We start from the raw sequence: 18,456 nt of genomic DNA on the forward strand, positions 1-18,456 counted from the left end.
GTTATCCCGTTGTGTTGTTTTAAATGGTTAACGTTTTTGTATGTAGGTAATCGCCAGCGCCACGGCGAGCACCAGCCCTTTTATAATGTCCATCGCGTAATAGGGCACCGAGAGCATCACCAGCCCGTTCGACAGCACGCCCAGAATCACCGCCCCGACCAGCGTCCCCAGCGCGTTCGGCTTGCCGGAGCCTGCCAGCGAAAAGCCGATCCACGCTGCCGCGACCGCGTCCATCAGATAGCCCCCGCCCGCGTTCACCTGCGACGAGCCAATGCGCGAGGCGAGCAAGATCCCGCCCAGCCCCGCCAGCAGGGAGGCAATCACGTAGGCCGCCACCTTGTAGCGGGTGGTGCGAATGCCGGAGAGGCGCGCCGCCTCCGGGTTCCCGCCGATGGCGTACATGCGGCGGCCGTGGGTGGTCAGGGACAGCCCAAGCTGCGCCACAATCGTGACGACCAGCATGATGATGACAATCGTCGGCACCTGCCCCAGCAGGCTGAACGCCGCCGGGATGGTGCCTTCCGCCATGTCCCCGCTCGGCAGCACCATGTTTTCGGTGATCGAGCCGCCGTAGCTGTAGGTCATCGCCACGCCCTGGATCACAAACAGGCTGGCAAGGGTCGCGAGCATGTCCGGAATGCGCAGGATGACGATCAGAAAGGCGTTAAACAGCCCCACCAGCGAACAGAGCGCCAGGGTAATTACGATCGACTCGGTCGTGCCGAAGCCGTGCCAGACGAACAGCGACACCACCAGCGCGTTCGCCAGCGACGCCGTTGACCCCACCGAGAGATCGAACCCGCCGATGGTCAGCGAAATCGACACGCCGACGGCAATCACCGTCACGATGGCGATGGAGCGCAGGATGTTGATGATGTTGTTCGGATCGAGGAAGTTGTCCGACGCCAGGCCAAAGACGGCCACCAGCGCGACGACGGTCAGCAACATGCCCCACTTGTAGAGAAAATCGAAAATCTGCTGACGGCCAGACGCCGCCGCATTAACTGAAAGGGCCTTGCTCACGACGCCGTTCCTCCGGTTGAATAATAAAGTAGTGTCTCTTCCCGGGCCTCGGCCCCGGCGATTTCCGCCACGATCCGCCCGTCCCACAGCACGCAGATGCGGTCGCACAGCCCCACCAGCTCGGCAAACTCGCCGGAGGCGTAAATCACCCCTTTGCCCTCGCGCGCCAGGCCGTCGATCAGCTGGAACAGGTCAGTTTTCGCTTTTACGTCCACGCCTTTGGTCGGCTCGTCAAAAATCAGCACGCTGGCGTCGTTGCGCAGCCATTTACCGATAGCGACTTTTTGCTGGTTCCCGCCGGACAGACGACGTAACACCTGCCCCGGCCCGCGGGCGCGCACGCCGACTCTGGCAATCACCTCCTCCGCCCAGCGCCACGCCTGACGATGCCCGAACAGGCTCCAGCGCGAGAAGCTGCTATCGGCGCTCACCGAGAGGTTCATGCTCACCTGCTCGTCGATAAAAATGCCCTCTTTGCGCCGCTCCTCCGGCACCAGCGCCAGCCCGCGCAGCACCGAGTCAGCCGGGTCGCGCGGTTTCCACGGCTGATGATTCAGCTCACCGCCTGCCACCCGGCTTTTGATCGCGCCGAACAGCGCCTTGCAGAGTTCGGTTTTCCCCGCGCCCGCCAGCCCGGCAATGCCGAGAATTTCGCCTTTACGCAGGTGCAGGGAGATATCCTTGAGCAGCGCGTCGTCGTGCAAACCCTCTACGCGCAGCAGCGTTTCGTCGCTGTGGGGCGGACGCGCGGGCGGGTAGATATCGCTCAGCTCGTGGCCGAGCATTTTCTCGACAATCTCTTCGCCGCTGAGATCCGCCATCGGGCCGGACTCAATCAGCTTGCCGTCGCGCAGCACCGTTAGGGTGTCGCAGATGGCTTTTAATTCATGGATGCGGTGGGAGATAAACACCACGCCGATCCCCTGCTGTTGCAGGCGTTTCACCACCGTAAACAGGCGCTCGCTTTCGTGGGCGTCCAGCGGCGCGGTCGGCTCGTCGAGGATCAGAAACCGGCAGTGATGCGACAGCGCGCGCGCCAGCAGGATCTGCTGCTTTTCGGCAAGCGAACAGCCGTCAATTGAACGGCGCACGTCCAGCGACACGTCCAGCTGGGCCAGCGCCTGTCGCGCCTGCTGGCGGATCGCCCCCCAGCGGTAGCGGTGTCCCGGCTGCGCCAGATCATCGAGCATGATGTTTTCGGCAATGCTCAGGCCCGGAATAAGCGCCACGTCCACCTCCTGCTGCACCAGATGAATACCGAGCAGCCTGGCGTCGCGCGGTTCCCGGATCGTCACCGGCTGGTTATTAATGCAGATCTCACCCTCATAGTGGGCGTGCGTGCCGCACAGCACCGCCATCAGCGTCGATTTTCCGGCGCCGTTTGCCCCGGTCAGCGCGTGGACGCTTCCGCCGCTTAGCGTAAAGTCCACGCGCGACAGCGCCTGAAAGCCGGAAAAGGCCAGGCTGATACCGCGCATCTCAAGGCGACTGGAAACCATCCGCGTAAATCCTTCATAACTCTTCTGATTTATCGAATTTTTCACAGCTGTGGTTGACTGACAACGACGGAAAAGGCATAAGATAAAGCGAAATATTATTAGCCATCCGGATGTCCAGACATAACATCGGGTTAGCGCTTGCTAAAAAAAGGACAACACCATGAGCAACACCGATATCCGCGTCGTGCCTGGCCCGGCGAACTACTTTTCCCATCCCGGAAGCCTTGCGCATCTGAACGAATTTTTTACCCCTGAGCAGCTTTCCCGCGCGGTGTGGATCTACGGCGAACGCGCCATCGAAGGCGCGCGCCCCTTCCTGCCGGAGAGCTTTAACGCGCCGGGCGCGAAGCATCTGCTGTTTAAGGGCCACTGTAGCGAACGGGACGTCACCCAGCTGGTGAACGCGTCCGGCAGCGAGGCCAGCGTGGTGATTGGCGTGGGCGGCGGCGCGGTGATGGATACGGTTAAGGCCGTGGCGCGTCGTTTAGGGGTGCCGTTTGTCGGTATTCCCACCGTCGCGGCCACCTGCGCGGCGTGGACGCCGCTCTCCGTCTGGTATAACGATGCGGGCCAGGCGTTGCAGTTTGAGATTTTCGACGACGCTAATTTCCTGGTGCTGGTGGAGCCTCACATCATCCTTAACGCCCCGGCGGAATACCTGCTGGCGGGCATTGGCGACACGCTGGCGAAGTGGTACGAAGCGGTGGTGCTGGCGCCCGAGCCGCAGCATCTGCCGCTGACCGTGCGCCTGGGCATTAACGGCGCGCTGGCCATTCGCGACGTGCTGCTGGCGAGCAGCGAACAGGCGCTGGCCGACCAGAAGCGCGGCGAAGAGACCCAGGCGTTCCGGGACGTCGTCGACGCGATTATCGCCGGTGGCGGCATGGTGGGCGGGCTGGGCGAACGCTATACCCGCGTGGCGGCGGCGCATGCGGTGCATAACGGTTTAACCGTCCTGCCGCAAACCGAAAAATACCTGCACGGCACCAAGGTGGCCTACGGCATTCTGGTGCAGAGCGCCCTGCTCGGTCAGGACGACGTGCTGGCGCAGCTGGTCGCGGCCTATGAGCGTTTTAATCTGCCGACAACGCTTCGCGAGCTGGAGGTGGATATTCATCATGATGCAGAGCTGGACAGGGTTATCGCCCACACCCTGCGCCCGGTGGAGTCGATTCACTATCTGCCTGTCGAACTCAGCCCGGCGGTTCTGCGCGCCGCGTTTGAGAAGGTGGAATACTTCAGCCGCTGATCGCGCCGACCGTCTATACCTAATGATGATTCTCATCACTCTCGCAACGAGGTCATCATGCAGATCGATTTAACAGGTAAAAAGGCGCTGGTAACCGGCGCCAGCCGTGGGCTGGGTCGGGCAATTGCGCTGGCGCTGGCCGGGGCCGGTGCCGATGTCGTTATCACCTATGAAAAATCCGCCGACAAAGCGCAGGCGGTTGCCGATGAAATTAAGGCGCTTGGACGGCACGGTGAAGCAGTGCAGGCCGACAGCGCCAGCGCGGAGGCGATTCAGGATGCGGTCACCCATGCGGCGCGCGCCCTCGGCGGGCTGGATATTCTGGTCAATAACGCCGGGATTGCGCGCAGCGGCCCGCTGGAGGCCATGACCCTCGCGGATATCGACGCCCTGATCAACGTTAATATTCGCGGCGTCGTTATCGCCACCCAGGCGGCGCTGGCGCACCTCTCTGACGGCGGGCGCATTATCAACATCGGCAGCTGTCTGGCTAACCGCGTTGCCCAGCCCAATATCGCCGTCTATTCGATGACCAAATCTGCGCTTAACTCTCTGACCCGGGGTCTGGCCCGCGATCTGGGGCCGCGCGGCATCACCGTAAACCTGGTGCATCCCGGCCCGACCAACAGCGACATGAACCCGGAGGACGGTGAACAGGCCGACTCCCAGCGTCAGCTGATCGCCATTGGACATTACGGCCAGCCGGATGACGTGGCGGCAGCGGTGCTGTTTCTCGCCAGCCCGCTTGCCGGGCAGATCTCCGGTACGGGTCTGGACGTGGACGGCGGGCTGAACGCCTGAAGGCCGATCGCACTTTTTCTGCACGCCTCTGTCGCCCGGAAGAGGCGTTTTCGAGCCGCCTCGACGGTTTGCGTTTTGCCTCTTTTACCCGCAGATTCCCTGCTCTACAGTGCGACATAAGAAATTCGGAATTTATCTAATAGTCTTATTATTTCCTTATATTTCGTGTGGGCGTACAGTGGAGGTACGGATGAAGATTGTCTGGTCAAAAACGGCAGAGAAAGAGTTTTCCAAAATCGATGGCCGATTTCAGCGAAGAATCAAAGCAAAACTTGCTGCGCTGGACGATCGCTCAGCTCCCCGGCCCGATATCAAAAGAATATCGGCAACAGAAAATCATTTCCGACTACGCGTGGGCGATTACCGCATTCTGATTACACTTCGGGACGATCCCGATAACCATTGTTATGTTTTGGCCGTCAAGCGCAGAACATCAACGACCTACCTTCACGAGGAGAAAGCTCCCTATGGCTGTTCAGCTAATTAAGGACGATGACGGGAAAGCGCAGTACGTCGTTATTCCCTATGATGAATACTTTCGTATGTGCTTACAGATGGCAGAAATCGACGACGAAACCGACGATGATCTAGAGGACATTGAAGTCGAACACGATTGTTATGATGACGTAGGATTACCTGGTGAAGTGTGCGACGTCATGCATAACGAGAACGTCAGCCTTCAGGCCGCCTGGCGCATTCTGCGCGGCATGTCCCAGCAGGAAGTGGCGGATAAACTCGGCATCACCCAGTCCGCCGTATCACAGCTTGAAGCCCTGGACTCCCGCCCGCAAAAACGGACCCGCGAAAAACTGGCGGCTATCTACGGCTGTCAGCAGGAGCAGATTAGCCTCTACTTACCGAAAGAGGGTTAACAGCACTTCGCCCCGCCTTTACCGCCGTAGCGCGCGTCCTGGCGGTCGCGGAAAAATTCTTCGTAGGTCATCGGCGTCTGGTCAGGATGGTTGACGCGCATGTGTTCGACATAGTTGTCGTAGTCCGGTACGCCAATCATCATTTTGGCGGCCTGGCCTAAGTATTTACCGGCTTTGGAAAGGGTGTCGAACATAATCAGTTTCTCGCTTGTTTCCCCTCACCCCGGCCCTCTCCCAAAGGGAGAGGGGGGATAAGAAATGTAGGCCGGGTAAGCGCTAGCGCCACCCGGCACATAATTAATGCGCCCCTTTGGCCTGGGTCACGATCTCGTCCAGGTTTTCAGGCATTGGCTCATACGGTGTCTCTTTCGCCGTCGGCTTGTCCTCTTTCAGCGCCGCCAGCGCGGTTTTGATTGAGAACACCGCCAGCACCACCACAACCACCATAAAGAAGATGGTCAGGCCTGCATCCAGTCGGTTGTTAAAGACCAGCTGCGACAGCTGCGACTCCGTATATTGCGCCGGGATTTTACCGCTGTCGATCATTGCCTGGAATTTATTAGCGATAGCCAGGAAGCCCACTTTGTTATCCGGGCTGAAGGCTTTCTGCCAGCCGGCGGTCAGCGTACAGATCAGCAGCCACGCGGTCGGGACGAGTGCCACCCAGGCGTAACGCTGGCGCTTCATCTTGAACAGCACCACGGCGCAGAGCATCAGCGCCATCCCTGCCAGCATCTGGTTCGCAATGCCGAACAGCGGCCACAGGGTATTGATGCCGCCGAGCGGGTCCACCACGCCTTGATGGAGGAAATATCCCCACGCCAGCACGCACAGGGCGGTCGCCAGCAGGTTGGCCGGGAGCGAGTCGGTCCGCTTCAGGTTCGGGGAGATCACCCCCAGCAGATCCTGGAGCATAAAGCGCGCCGCGCGGGTCCCCGCATCCACCGCCGTCAGGATAAACAGCGCTTCAAACAGAATGGCGAAGTGATACCAGAACGAAACGTCCATCAGCCCGCCCAGCGCACCGTGCAGAATGTAGGCCATACCGACCGCCAGCGTTGGCGCACCGCCCGCGCGGGAGATGATCGACTGCTCGCCCACTTCGTTAGCGATATGGGTCAGCGTTTCTGGGGTAATGGCAAAGCCCCAGCCGCTCACCACCTGCGCGGCAGAGGCCACCACGTCAACGGTTCCGGCCGGTGCCAGCACCGCCATCGGGCTGTTCATCGCAAAGTAAACGCCCGGATCGATGATGCAGGCGGAGACCAGCGCCATAATCGCCACGAAGGATTCCATCAACATGCCGCCGTAGCCAATCAGGCAGGCCTGATTTTCATTCGCCAGCATCTTCGGCGTAGTGCCGGAGGCGATCAGCGCGTGGAAGCCCGACACCGCCCCGCAGGCGATGGTGATAAACAGGAACGGGAACAGGTTGCCGGTCCAGACCGGGCCGGTGCCGTCAATAAACTTGGTCAGCGCCGGCATGGTCAGGGTTGGGCGCATGATCAGAATGCCTATCGCCAGCCCGACGATGGTGCCGATTTTCAGGAAGGTCGAGAGGTAGTCACGCGGAGCCAGCAGCAGCCACACCGGCAGCACCGCCGCCACGAAGCCGTAGCCCACCAGCATCCAGGTAAGCTGCACACCGGTGAAGTCGAAGAACGGTGCCCAGGTCGGGCTTTCCGCCACCCAGCCGCCGGAGATAATCGCGAACACCAGGAAGACCAGGCCAATCACCGACACTTCGCCAATGCGCCCCGGGCGCAGATAGCGAATGTAGATCCCCATAAACAGCGCCAGCGGAATGGTAAAGGCCACGGTGTAGGTTCCCCACGGGCTGTGGGTCAGCGCTTTCACCACGATCATCGCCAGTACCGCGAGGATGATCACCATGATCATAAAGGTCGCCACCAGCGCAATCACCCCGGCGGTCGCCCCCATCTCCTCTTTGACCAGTTCGCCCAGCGAGCGACCGTCGCGACGGGTCGAGACAAACAGCACCATAAAGTCCTGCACCGCCCCGGCCAGCACCACGCCCGCGAGGATCCAGATCATCCCCGGCAGATAGCCCATCTGCGCCGCCAGCACCGGTCCCACCAGCGGGCCTGCCCCGGCAATCGCCGCAAAATGGTGACCGAACAGCACTTTTTTGTCGGTCGGCACATAGTCCAGACCGTCGTTATGGCGAACCGCAGGCGTCATGCGCGTGGCGTCCACCGCCAGCACGGTTTTGGCGATATAGCGCCCGTAAAAGCGATAGGCGATGAGATAGATGCAGACGGAGGCAACGACAATCCACAGCGCGTTGATCTGCTCCCCCCGGTTGAGGGCGATGTAGCCCAGAGCGAATGCCCCCACAACGGAGAGCACGGCCCATGTTAGGTATTTCCCTGAGTTGTTCATAGTGGTGATCCGTTGTCGAGAAACAGTGAATGTTACATTTTGTTTCTAGAACACCGCTTAAAATTTAACAACTCCGAAACGCAATAATGCGTGGTCAAACCAGACATTTACACCACATTGTTAAGCCGATCACTTTGATCTGCCTGACTTACCCCAGCACCATCGTACTCAACCGGCAGGTGCAGCATCGCCGTCCCTGCTCGTCAAATATCACAATCTCCCAGCTCTGGCTGGTGCGCCCCAGATGCAGCGGCTGGCACACGCCGCGCACTTTGCCCTGCGACACCGCCCGGTGATGGGTGGCGTTAAGCTCAGTCCCGACCACGTTCTGCCCGTCGCGGGTCATCAGAAATCCGGCCATCGACCCCAGGGTTTCCGCCAGCGCGGCGGACGCCCCGCCGTGCAGCAGGCCAAAGGGCTGATGGGTCCGCGCATCCACCGGCATTTCCGCTTCCAGGATGTCGTCGCCGAGGCGCGTATAGACGATGCCCAGATGCGCCACCATGGTGTTCAGGCTGGTGGCGTTCAGTTCCTCAAGCGTCAGGTGGCGTTTCCAGATCATCTACGCCCCCAGCGTGGAGCCGCCGTCCACCACGATATCCTGCAAGGTGATATGGCCGGCGGCGTCGGAAGCAAGGAACAGGATGGTGCTGGCAATCTCCTGCGGACGGGCGATTTTACCCAGCGGAATGCCGAGCTTGAACTGCTCGCCAAAGCCGCGAATGCGCTGCTGTTCGGCATCGTCGCTTTTCCACAGGGTACGCTGCATATCGGTATCGGTGGAGCCAGGCGACACCAGGTTACAGCGCACGCCGCTGCCCGCCAGCTCAAGTCCGACGGTCAGCGCCAGGCTTTTGAGCGCCGCTTTCGACGCGCCGTAGGCGCTCATGCCGATGCGCGGAGTGTGGGCCGCGTCAGACGCGACCGTCACAATCGCCCCGCCCTGCTGGCGACGGAACTGGCCCATCGTCTGCTGGAACAGGTTAAACGCCCCGCCCACGTTGACCGCGAAGGTCTGCTGCCAGTCCTCCTGCGAAAGCTGCTCGGTTGCGCCCATGCGCAAAATACCCGCCGCGTTCACCAGCACGTCCAGACGCTCAACGGAACCCAGCACCCGCCCGCACACCTCGCGGACCTGCGCACTGTCCGCCACGTCCAGCGTTTCGGTGGCAAACGGGTAGTCCGCGTGCGGAAACGCCAGGTCGAACCCGGTCACCGTCGCGCCCGCCTCGACAAACGCCAGCGCGGTGGCGTAGCCAATCCCTTTACCCGCCCCCGTTACCCAGACGGTTTTGCCGGAAAAATCAAATCCCATCACTTCACCTCGCGGGACAGCAGCGCCCACCAGGCGTCGAGGGTCGGATTTTTCGCCAGCATCACGAAGTCGATATCGCCGTGCACTTTGCGCCAGCGGGCGGCCAGCGCCATCATGCGCACCGAATCCAGACCGTAGTCGATCAGGTTTTCGTCATCCATCGGCTCGTCGGACTCGTCCAGCAGCGGCAGGATCAGCTCGCGCAGCGCCGCTTTAGACGCAGGAACGGACGGCAGCAGTTCGTCGGTCATCACCACGCGACCGGAGCGGCCGGCCACGTAGTTAAGCGACATCAGGTGCTCGTCGCGGGTGAAATCCGCCAGCGCGTCGGCGATAAAGAAGGGTTTGATGTCGCGCATAAAGGCGTCGGTGGCGGTGGTCATGCAGCCGATGTGGGCGTACACGCCGGTGATCAGCAGCTGATTACGCCCGGTCTCTTTGAGCATCTGCTCCAGCGGCGAACGGTGGAAGGCGCTGTAGCGCCATTTAACCAGCACGGTGTCGGCTTCGTCCGGAGCCAGCTCCGCCACGATGCGCTGCTGCTCCGGCGAGCGGGTCAGACCCGGCCCCCACATGTCGTTCAGCAGGGCGCGGTCTTCATCGCTCTGCTCTTTTGGCTGAGCGGTGTAGTAAACCGGAATGTTGTGTTCTTTGCAGTACGCGCGCAGTTTCGCGATGTTCGCCACCACCTGCTGCATCATCGCGCTGTTTTCGCCCCAGAAGTTGAGGAAATACTCCTGCATATCGTGGATCAACAGCGCCGCGCGCTCCGGCTCGAACGCCCAGTTCACTTTGTTATTCGGCAGCTCTGCGGCGGTTGGCAGGGCGTAGGCGGTTAATTTTGGAATAGCCATGTTCGTGTTCCTCAGCCCTGGGCGCGTTCAGCCAGCCACAGGCGCAACTTTTTCTTATCGACTTTGCCGACCGGGGTCAGCGGAAGGGCTTCAACGCTCTCGACGCGGTCCGGCAGTTTGAATTCCGCCACCCCCTGCTCGCGCAGGAAACGGCGCACTTCCACCGCGCGCAGAGGCTGTTTCACCACCAGATAGGCGCAGCTTTTTTCACCCAGCAGGGTGTCTTCCATGCTCACCAGCGCGACGTGGATCACCGACGGATGGCGCAGGAGCAGGTTTTCGATCTCCTCGGCGGCAATCTTCTCGCCGCCCCGGTTGATCTGATCTTTCTCACGCCCCTGCACGGTGATGTAGCCCTGCTCGTCGATGGCGATCAGATCGCCGGAGCAGTAAAAACCGTTCGCATCGAAGGCGCTGGCGTTGTGCTCCGGGCTGTTGAAATAGCCGCGGAAGGTGTACGGCCCGCGCGTCATCAGGCGCCCCACTTCCCCGCGCGGCAGCGGATTGCCGTTTTCATCGGCGACCCACACCTCGTCGTCCGGACACATCGGACGCCCCTGGGTGTTGATGATGCGCTCCGGGGTATCGTCGAGGGCGGTGTAGTTCACCAGCCCTTCCGCCATGCCAAACACCTGCTGGAGCTGACAGCCGATCTCCGCCGGAATACGCGCCGCCAGGGTCGCCGACAGGCGCGCACCGCCCACCTGAAGGAGCTTCAGGGACTGAAGCTGCGCGTTCCCGGCCCCTTCAGCAATCGCCTGAAGCCACAGGCTCACCGCAGGCGGCACCAGCGAGGTGACATTAATCTGATGCTTTTCGATCAGCGGGAAGCAGAGCGTGGCGCTCGGATCGTGGGCCAGCACCACGCAGCCGCCCGCCGTAAAGATGCCCAGCGAGCCCGGCGAACTCATGGCGTAGTTGTGCGCGGCAGGCAGCGCGTTCAGATAGCGCGTGTCGGCGGTAATCCCGCAAATCTCGTTACTGCGGCGAATGCTGTAGTCGTAGTCGTTGTGCGTGCGCGGAATGAGCTTCGGCGTGCCGGTGCTGCCGCCGGAGAGCTGGAAGAAGGCCACTTCGTCGGCGGGCGTCGGGTTCGGGATGAAATTATCCGCCGGGCGGTCAATGGCCGCCTCCAGCGCGTGCTCGCCGCGATCGCCGCGCAGCAGCACCGCGCGCACCGAGCGGTGCTCGTTCACAAAGGCATTGAGGAAATCATCCCCGGCGAACAGGGCGTGGTCGCGATCGGCAACCAGCAGCGCGGGCTTGATCTGCGCGGCGTAGGCGTTGAGCTCGCTGCGCTGATGGCTAAAGAGCGCGTTGACGGGTGCAATGCCCGCCTGCAACAGGGCGAAGAAGGTGATGTAAAACTCGGCCACGTTGCCAAGCTGCACCAGCGCCGTATCGCCGCGCTTCAGCCCCTGCGCCTGTAAAGACGACGCGAGGTTATCCACGGCCCGATTAAACTGGCGATAGGTAAACTGCCGCTCGCCGTCGATAATCGCCACGGCATCGTTGTTCGCGTGGCGGGTCAGAATGTCGGTCAGCGGGCGATCCAGCCAGTAGCCTTTTTCACGGTAGCGGCGGGCAAAGTCGTCCGGCCAGCGGGTAAAGGGAACGGTCATAATAATTCCTCAGTGCAGGCCAAAAACGTTCAGCATGGTGGAGAGCTTCACGCCCGTTTCGCGCCACTCGCCTACCGGAGAGGAGGCCGGGACAATGCCCGCACCGGCAAACAGACGGACGTGGTTTTCGTGCAGGCGCGCGCACCGGATGGTGACCACCCACTCGCCGTTGCCTTCGCTGTCGCACCAGCCGACGATGCCGCCGAACAGTTCGCGATCGAACGGCTCCAGTTCAGCAATCAGCTGTTTCGCCGCCTGATGCGGGAAACCGCTCAGCGCAGGGGTTGGGTGCAGCAGGCAGGCGAGCGTCAGCGCGTTTTCATGTTCACGCGCTTCCCCTTCAACCGGGGTCGCCAGATGCCAGAGCGTTGGGGTGGTAATGAGCTGCGGCGAGGACGGCATAGTCAGCCGATGGCTGCGCGGCGCAAGGACGGCCTTCATCGCCTGCGTCACCAGGTCGTGCTCGTGGCGATCTTTTTCCGAGGCCAGCAGCTTATTGCCCGCCTCCCTGTCCAGCACGTCGTCCGGCTGACGGCGCGCGGAGCCCGCCAGCGGCAGCGAGCTAAAGCGGGCGCCGTCTTTACGCAGCAGCAGCTCCGGGCTTGCGCCGAGCAGGACGCCGCCGTCTTCCAGCGGAACGTGGAAGTTAAAGCTTGCCGGGTTCTGGGCAATCAGCCGCTCCAGCAGGGCGCTGCCATTGATTTTCTCTTCGGTGGCGATTTCGATCAGGCGCGACAGCACCACTTTGTTGACCTGCGGCGTGGCGGTCAGCTTTGCCGCGCGCGCCACCATCTCTTCAAAGACGGGCTGCTGCGGGATTTCCGTGCGGCTTTGTACGGTCAGCGTCTGCGCATTCGCGCGATAGCGGGCCGACTGCTGACGCGCCGGGCGGGAGAAGGACTCCCAGCTTTGCGGAATAAACAGGGACGACGGCTGGCGGGTATCAAACGGAATGGCCCCGACCATAATCGGCCTGGCGATACCGCTGGCTTTTGCGTTCTGGAACGCCTGAGTAAGCTTTTGCTGGAAGGTGCCGGTCGGATCGTCGCCGCCAGCGGCGGATTCAGAAAAGCGGGCAAAACAGCCTGACGTGGTAAAACTGCGATAGGGCGACATAAAGAAAAAGCTGTCTGGTTGCAGCAGGGTCGCGGTGTGCTGGATGTCCTCAGCCAATGACGTATCCATATCATCCTCCTCAAAATGATAAAAGCAGTAATAATGATTATCATTTATATTTTCGACGGCTAACCTAATCGCACAACGCCCCGGTGTCAACCGCCTGCCCCACAACTTCTTCCACTAACGCTTGCATCCCCGTGCGGCAATCATGAAAATGAGAAGCATTAACTTCAACAAAAACAGGATGCCGCTTTGTGAAACCCTCCGCTTTTAGCCGTAACACCCTGCTTTTCATGGGACTTTTTGTTTTAGGACTTACCTCAGCCCTCGCCGCCGACTGGCCGCGCCAGGTGAAGGACAGCCACGGCGTCCACACGCTTGAGAGCAAACCAACGCGTATTGTCTCGACCAGCGTGACCTTAACCGGCTCGCTGCTGGCGATTGACGCCCCGGTGATCGCCAGCGGTGCAACCACCCCAAACAACCGCGTGGCGGACGCGCAGGGCTTTTTACGCCAGTGGGGCGATATCGCGAAAGAGCGCAAGCTGACGCGGCTGTACATCGGCGAGCCGAGCGCCGAAGCGGTGGCGGCGCAGATGCCGGATCTGATCCTCATCAGCGCCACCGGCGGGGATTCCGCGCTGGCGCTTTACGATCAGCTGTCGGCCATTGCCCCTACGCTGGTGATTAACTACGACGACAAAAGCTGGCAGGAGCTGCTGACCCAGCTGGGGACGATGACCGGGCAGGAGAAGCAGGCCAGCGCGCGCATTGCGGCGTTTGACCAGCAGCTTGCGCAGGTGAAAAAGCAGATGAAACTGCCGCCGCAGCCGGTGAACGCCATCGTCTATACCGCCGCCGCGCACAGCGCCAACCTGTGGACCGCCGAATCCGCGCAGGGCAAGCTGCTGCACCAGCTGGGCTTTACCCTCGCCGATCTGCCCGCCGGGCTGCACACCTCGCAAAGCCAGGGCAAACGCCATGACATTATTCAGCTGGGTGGTGAAAACCTGGCGACGGGCTTGAACGGCGAAGGGCTGTTCGTGTTTGCCGGAGATGAAAAAGACGTGGAGGCGATTTACGCCAACCCGCTGCTGTCGCACCTGCCTGCGGTGCAGAACAAACGCGTCTGGGCACTGGGCACCGAGACTTTCCGCCTGGATTATTACAGCGCCACGCGGGTGTTGCAGCGTTTAGAGGCCATTTTTAAATAATTACTGCGCCCGGTGGCGCTTCGCTTACCGGGCCTACGGGTGCTCGGTTTTCTCCCTCTCCCTGTGGGTGAGGGCGAGGTAAAGTGTTTTCTCCCTCTCCCTGTGGGAGAGGGCCGGGGTGAGGGCATCAGGCCGCACCGTCGTTAAACACAACCTCCTGCCTGAACCGCCGTAACTCCACCAGCACCAACAACAAAATCCCCCCAACAACGGCTAACGCAAACCCGCTGCTGCTCGCCGACGCCACCGGGGTCATCATCGCCCCCAGCCCGCCTAAAATCGCCGCGCCGATGGCGTCGCCCGTCACGTTCTGCGCCGTCCACAGGCCGTTGATGCGCCCGAGCATCCCCTCCGGGGTTTGCGTCTGGATCAGGGTGTACTGCAACAGCGAACTGATCGCGCTCAGCCAGCCGAAAATCACCAGGCACAGCACGCCCAGCGCCCAAACCGGCATCAGGCTAAAGAAGGCGATGGCGATAAACGACGCCAGCGTCGCCAGCAGCATAATCAGCCCCGGACGCGCGCTCTGCGCCAGGGTGCCGCTGGTCAGCGCGCCAAAGGCTGCCCCCAGCGGAATGGCGGCGTAGAGAATGCCGATTTCCGAGGCGCTCATCTGCCACTCCCCCGCCAGCGCCGGGTAGAGCACGCGCACCGCGCTCGCCATCGTCAGCAAGCCGCCGAGCAGGGCAATGCCGCCAATTAGCGGATTGCTGAACAGAAAACGAATCGCCGCCATCAGCGATTTCAGCGGATGCTCGCGCTGCTGCGGCGGAGGCGGCAACAGCGGCAGGCGCAGCAGCGTTAAGGTGGTGATAAACGTCCCTGCCGCCGCCAGGCCGTAGTTCCACGCCACGTTGCCGGTGGCGAGCAACAGCCCCCCGACCATCGGTGAAATCACCGAACCCAGACGCACGGTCAGCATGGTGATCCCGCCTGCCTGCATCAGATTTTCGCGCCCCACCAGCGCGGGCGTTGCCGCCAGCAGCGCCGTGACCCCAATCGAGGCAAAAAAGCCGTCCCACAGCCCCAGCGCATAAATCGCGATCAACGAGGGTTCCGGCAGCATGGCGTTCAGGCATAGGCCGACAAACCCCACGCCGCAGGTGCCGCGCGCGATTAAAATCAGCTTCTTGCGCTCGTAACGATCCGCCAGCACGCCGCCGACCATCAGGCCGATAAACATCGCCCCGCCGGTTAGGGTGACGGAAAGCCCCACCAGCCAGCTGGAGTGGGTCATGCTCTGAATTTGTACCGGGACGGCCACGCCGAGCAGGCCGAGAGAGAGGATCGAGATAAAGCGAGCGATAAACACGGCGCGAAATGCCGGGTGCGTTTTCAGCAGGCTGAGGTTAAGCAGCCAGGATTTTTGATTCATGACAAGGCCTTGAGACTAACGATCTACCATTTCCATGGCGGCACATGCTAACATAGCCAAATAAGATAGATAACGATAATTACTATCATTATCAAATCATGGACGTTGCTATGTCGTTTTCCTCTTCTGCCGTGCGCGCCCTTGCCGTGCCCGTGCTGTTATTGCTGTTGATCCTGGCGATTGCCCTCAGCCTGCTGGTTGGCGCGAAACCGCTGCCCGCCTCCGTTATTGTCGATGCGCTCTCCGGCACCTGCCAGAGCGCCGACTGCACCATCGTGCTCGACGCCCGCCTGCCCCGCACCTTAGCCGGATTACTGGCCGGGGGCGCGCTCGGCCTTGCCGGGGCGTTGATGCAAACCCTCACCCGCAACCCGCTCGCCGACCCCGGCATTCTGGGGGTGAATAGCGGCGCCAGCTTCGCCATTGTGCTCGGCGCGGCGCTGTTTGGTTTTACCTCCCCGTCGGAACAATTGGTGATGGCCTTTTGCGGCGCGCTGGCGGCCTCGCTGGTGGTCGCCTTTACCGGCAGCCAGGGCGGCGGGCAGCTAAGCCCGGTGCGCCTGACCCTGGCGGGCGTCGCCCTTGCCGCGGTGCTTGAAGGCTTAACCAACGGTATCGCCCTGCTCAACCCGGACGTGTACGACCAGCTGCGCTTCTGGCAGGCGGGCTCGCTGGATATCCGCACCCTCACGACCTTAAAGACGGTGCTGATCCCGGTCACGATCGCCGCCGCGGTGGCGCTGTTTTTAAGCCGGGCGCTCAACAGCCTGAGCCTCGGCAGCGACACCGCCACCGCGCTGGGCAACCGCGTGGCGCGTACCCAGCTGATTGGTTTACTGGCAATCACCGTTCTGTGCGGCAGCGCCACGGCGGTGGTAGGCCCGATTGCCTTTATTGGCCTGATGATGCCGCACATGGCGCGCTGGCTGGTGGGGGCCGATCACCGCTGGTCGCTGCCGGTCACGCTGCTGGCAACCCCTGCCCTGCTGCTGTTTGCGGATGTGGTCGGTCGCCTGCTGGTGCCCGGCGAGCTGCGCGTATCGGTGGTCAGCGCCTTTATCGGCGCGCCGGTGCTGATTTTCCTCGTCCGCCGTAAACGCGGAGGTGGCGCATGATGGCCCCGTCACGACGTCTGCTTACCAGCGTGTTTGTGCTCACGGCCGCGATCCTCGTGCTGGCAGTCTTTAGCCTGCGCAGCGGCGCGGTGACGCTCGATTTCAGTCAGGTATTTCATGCCCTCACCGGGGACGCACCGCGCAATATCACCCTGGTGGTGACCGAATGGCGATTGCCGCGCGTGGCGATGGCGATTCTGGTGGGTGCCGCGCTCGGCGTCAGCGGCGCGATTTTCCAGTCGCTGATGCGTAACCCCCTCGGCAGCCCGGACGTGATGGGTCTCAATACCGGCGCCTGGAGCGGCGTGCTGGTGGCGATGGTGCTGTTTGGTCAGCACCTGACGGCCATTACCTTTACGGCGATGGCGGGCGGGATTTTAACCTCGCTCGTCATCTGGGCGCTGGCGTGGCGCAACGGCATCGACACCTTCCGCCTGATCATTATCGGCATCGGCATCCGCGCCATGCTGATGGCCTTCAACACCTGGCTGCTGCTTCAGGCATCGCTGGAAACGGCGCTGTCGGCGGGGCTGTGGTATGCCGGCTCCCTGAACGGCCTGACGTGGGGCAAAACCTGGCCCGCCGCGCCGCTGATCGTGCTGATGTTTATCGGCGCGCTGCTGCTGGTGCGGCGCCTGCGCCTGCTGGAGATGGGCGACGACAGCGCCCGCGCGCTTGGGGTGAGCGTTGAGCGCTCGCGCCTGATGCTGATGCTGGTGGCGGTGCTGCTGACGGCGGCGTCGACCGCCATCGCCGGGCCGATTTCGTTTATCGCGCTGGTCGCCCCGCATATCGCCAGACGCGTCAGCGGCACGGCGCGCTGGGGCTTAACCCAGGCCGCGCTGTGCGGCGCGCTGCTGCTGCTGGCCGCCGATTTCTGCGCCCAGCGGCTGTTTATGCCTTATCAACTTCCGGTGGGCGTGGTCACCGTCAGCCTCGGCGGGATTTACCTCATCGTCTTGTTAATTCAGGAGTCACGCAAGAAATGACAGACACGGCAACCCGCTTGCGCGGCGACACCTTAACCCTCGGTTACGGTAAAAAAATCATCGCCCGCGACCTGAGCGTGGCGATTCCAGACGGGCACTTCACCGCGATTATCGGCCCCAACGGCTGCGGGAAATCGACCCTGCTGCGCACCCTGAGCCGCCTGATGACCCCGGTTGAGGGCAGCGTGTTCCTTGACGGGGAGCAGATCCAGCGCTACGCCAGTAAAGAGGTGGCGCGGCGCATCGGGCTGCTGGCGCAAAACGCCACCACGCCGGGAGATATCACGGTGCAGGAGCTGGTGTCGCGCGGGCGGTATCCGCATCAGCCGCTGTTTACCCGCTGGCGTAAAGAGGACGACGAGGCGGTAAATCGTGCGATGCGGGCGACCGGGATCGTGGATCTGGCCGCCCAGAGCGTCGATACCCTTTCCGGCGGACAGCGCCAGCGCGCGTGGATCGCGATGGTACTGGCGCAGGAAACGTCGATTATGCTGCTGGACGAGCCGACAACCTGGCTGGATATCAGCCATCAGATTGACCTGCTGGAGCTGTTGAGCGAGCTGAACCGCGTACAGGGGTATACCCTGGCGGCGGTGCTGCACGATTTGAATCAGGCCTGCCGCTACGCGACGCATCTGATTGCGCTGCGTGACGGTGAGATTGTGGCGCAGGGCGCACCGAAAGAGATTGTAACGCCTGAGCTGATCGAGCGGATCTACGGGATGCGCTGCATGATTATTGACGATCCGGTGGCGGGCACGCCGCTGGTGGTGCCGTTAGGCAAGCGTGCGGTCTGATGCCCTCACCCCGGCCCTCTCCCACAGGGAGAGGGTGCAAACCATCCCCTCGCCCCTTTGGGGAGAGGAAGGGGTTGTGACGCCCGAGCTAATCGAGCGGATCTGCGGGATGCGCTGCATGATTATTGACGATCCGGTGGCGGGCACGCCGCTAGTGGTGCCGTTAGGCAAGCGTGCGGTCTGATGCCCTCACCCCGGCCCTCTCCCAC

Annotated in this window: 18 protein-coding genes; 8 read left to right on the forward strand and 10 right to left on the reverse strand. The window is 61.9% G+C overall.

The annotated features are described in order from the left end of the window. Window positions 1-27: 27 nt before the first annotated feature. Together ACSVHP_RS15555 and ACSVHP_RS15560 are read right to left on the reverse strand one after the other, a co-directional pair. Window positions 28-1,023, reverse strand: a complete 996-nt coding sequence (locus ACSVHP_RS15555) for an ABC transporter permease (RefSeq protein WP_447552361.1) — start codon at window positions 1,021-1,023, stop codon at window positions 28-30. Next, complete coding sequence (locus tag ACSVHP_RS15560; RefSeq protein WP_417315077.1) at window positions 1,020-2,522, reverse strand: sugar ABC transporter ATP-binding protein; 1,503 nt, start codon at window positions 2,520-2,522, stop codon at window positions 1,020-1,022. The genes ACSVHP_RS15555 and ACSVHP_RS15560 overlap by 4 nt, the downstream gene beginning before the upstream one ends. A gap of 160 nt (window positions 2,523-2,682) precedes the next feature. Between ACSVHP_RS15560 and ACSVHP_RS15565 the strand changes: the two genes are divergently transcribed. From ACSVHP_RS15565 to ACSVHP_RS15580, 4 genes are all read left to right on the forward strand, one after another. Then, on the forward strand, window positions 2,683-3,771 hold the full coding sequence (locus ACSVHP_RS15565; RefSeq protein ID WP_447552362.1) for an oxidoreductase: 1,089 nt from the start codon (window positions 2,683-2,685) through the stop codon (window positions 3,769-3,771). Between the two features lie 57 nt (window positions 3,772-3,828). Next, window positions 3,829-4,572 (forward strand): SDR family NAD(P)-dependent oxidoreductase, encoded by a 744-nt coding sequence (locus ACSVHP_RS15570; protein ID WP_447552363.1) that lies wholly within the window; start codon window positions 3,829-3,831, stop codon window positions 4,570-4,572. Between the two features lie 190 nt (window positions 4,573-4,762). Beyond that, complete coding sequence (locus tag ACSVHP_RS15575; protein ID WP_417315064.1) at window positions 4,763-5,059, forward strand: type II toxin-antitoxin system RelE family toxin; 297 nt, start codon at window positions 4,763-4,765, stop codon at window positions 5,057-5,059. Then, the gene (locus tag ACSVHP_RS15580) at window positions 5,040-5,444 is read left to right on the forward strand and encodes a helix-turn-helix domain-containing protein (RefSeq protein WP_447552365.1); all 405 of its coding nucleotides are present in this window, start codon (window positions 5,040-5,042) and stop codon (window positions 5,442-5,444) included. The genes ACSVHP_RS15575 and ACSVHP_RS15580 overlap by 20 nt, the downstream gene beginning before the upstream one ends. On the opposite strand, the gene ACSVHP_RS15585 is transcribed toward ACSVHP_RS15580, so the two are convergent. From ACSVHP_RS15585 to entC, 7 genes are all read right to left on the reverse strand, one after another. Beyond that, on the reverse strand, window positions 5,441-5,638 hold the full coding sequence (locus ACSVHP_RS15585; protein WP_006809671.1) for a YbdD/YjiX family protein: 198 nt from the start codon (window positions 5,636-5,638) through the stop codon (window positions 5,441-5,443). The genes ACSVHP_RS15580 and ACSVHP_RS15585 overlap by 4 nt on opposite strands. Window positions 5,639-5,741: 103 nt before the next feature. Further along, entirely contained in the window at window positions 5,742-7,847 is a 2,106-nt protein-coding gene (gene cstA / locus ACSVHP_RS15590) for a pyruvate/proton symporter CstA (protein ID WP_417315066.1), read from the reverse strand. A 148-nt stretch (window positions 7,848-7,995) separates the two neighbouring features. Then, complete coding sequence (gene entH / locus ACSVHP_RS15595) at window positions 7,996-8,409, reverse strand: proofreading thioesterase EntH (protein WP_447552367.1); 414 nt, start codon at window positions 8,407-8,409, stop codon at window positions 7,996-7,998. Beyond that, window positions 8,410-9,162: a 2,3-dihydro-2,3-dihydroxybenzoate dehydrogenase EntA gene (entA, locus tag ACSVHP_RS15600; RefSeq protein WP_234673422.1), complete on the reverse strand. Its 753-nt coding sequence runs from the start codon at window positions 9,160-9,162 to the stop codon at window positions 8,410-8,412. It lies immediately after the preceding gene. Then, window positions 9,162-10,016 (reverse strand): isochorismatase family protein, encoded by an 855-nt coding sequence (locus tag ACSVHP_RS15605; RefSeq protein ID WP_447552368.1) that lies wholly within the window; start codon window positions 10,014-10,016, stop codon window positions 9,162-9,164. The genes entA and ACSVHP_RS15605 overlap by 1 nt, the downstream gene beginning before the upstream one ends. Before the next feature lie 11 nt (window positions 10,017-10,027). Then, window positions 10,028-11,638, reverse strand: a complete 1,611-nt coding sequence (gene entE / locus ACSVHP_RS15610) for a (2,3-dihydroxybenzoyl)adenylate synthase EntE (protein ID WP_447552369.1) — start codon at window positions 11,636-11,638, stop codon at window positions 10,028-10,030. Between the two features lie 9 nt (window positions 11,639-11,647). Then, window positions 11,648-12,823 carry an isochorismate synthase EntC gene (gene entC / locus ACSVHP_RS15615; protein ID WP_447552371.1) on the reverse strand — a complete coding sequence of 392 codons (1,176 nt, stop codon included), beginning with the start codon at window positions 12,821-12,823 and terminating at the stop codon, window positions 11,648-11,650. 227 nt (window positions 12,824-13,050) lie between these two features. On the opposite strand from entC, the gene fepB reads away from it, so the two are divergent. Next, window positions 13,051-13,971 carry a Fe2+-enterobactin ABC transporter substrate-binding protein gene (gene fepB, locus ACSVHP_RS15620; protein WP_265178111.1) on the forward strand — a complete coding sequence of 307 codons (921 nt, stop codon included), beginning with the start codon at window positions 13,051-13,053 and terminating at the stop codon, window positions 13,969-13,971. Window positions 13,972-14,098: 127 nt separating this feature from the next. Here the strand turns inward: fepB and entS are convergent, their stop codons facing one another. After that, window positions 14,099-15,346, reverse strand: coding sequence for an enterobactin transporter EntS (entS, locus tag ACSVHP_RS15625; RefSeq protein WP_447552372.1), 1,248 nt, complete (start codon window positions 15,344-15,346; stop codon window positions 14,099-14,101). Between the two features lie 110 nt (window positions 15,347-15,456). Between entS and fepD the strand changes: the two genes are divergently transcribed. Genes fepD through fepC form a run of 3 tightly spaced genes read left to right on the forward strand, consistent with a single transcriptional unit; the run spans window position 15,457 to window position 18,247 of the window. Continuing rightward, entirely contained in the window at window positions 15,457-16,461 is a 1,005-nt protein-coding gene (fepD, locus tag ACSVHP_RS15630; RefSeq protein WP_234673416.1) for a Fe(3+)-siderophore ABC transporter permease, read from the forward strand. Beyond that, window positions 16,461-17,450 (forward strand): iron-enterobactin ABC transporter permease, encoded by a 990-nt coding sequence (gene fepG, locus ACSVHP_RS15635; protein ID WP_447552375.1) that lies wholly within the window; start codon window positions 16,461-16,463, stop codon window positions 17,448-17,450. The genes fepD and fepG overlap by 1 nt, the downstream gene beginning before the upstream one ends. Further along, a complete protein-coding gene (gene fepC / locus ACSVHP_RS15640) occupies window positions 17,447-18,247 on the forward strand; it encodes an iron-enterobactin ABC transporter ATP-binding protein (protein ID WP_447552373.1) in 801 nt (266 codons plus the stop codon). The genes fepG and fepC overlap by 4 nt, the downstream gene beginning before the upstream one ends. The last annotated feature ends 209 nt before the right edge of the window (window positions 18,248-18,456 follow it).

The organism is Enterobacter sp. 186315 (assembly GCF_053290175.1).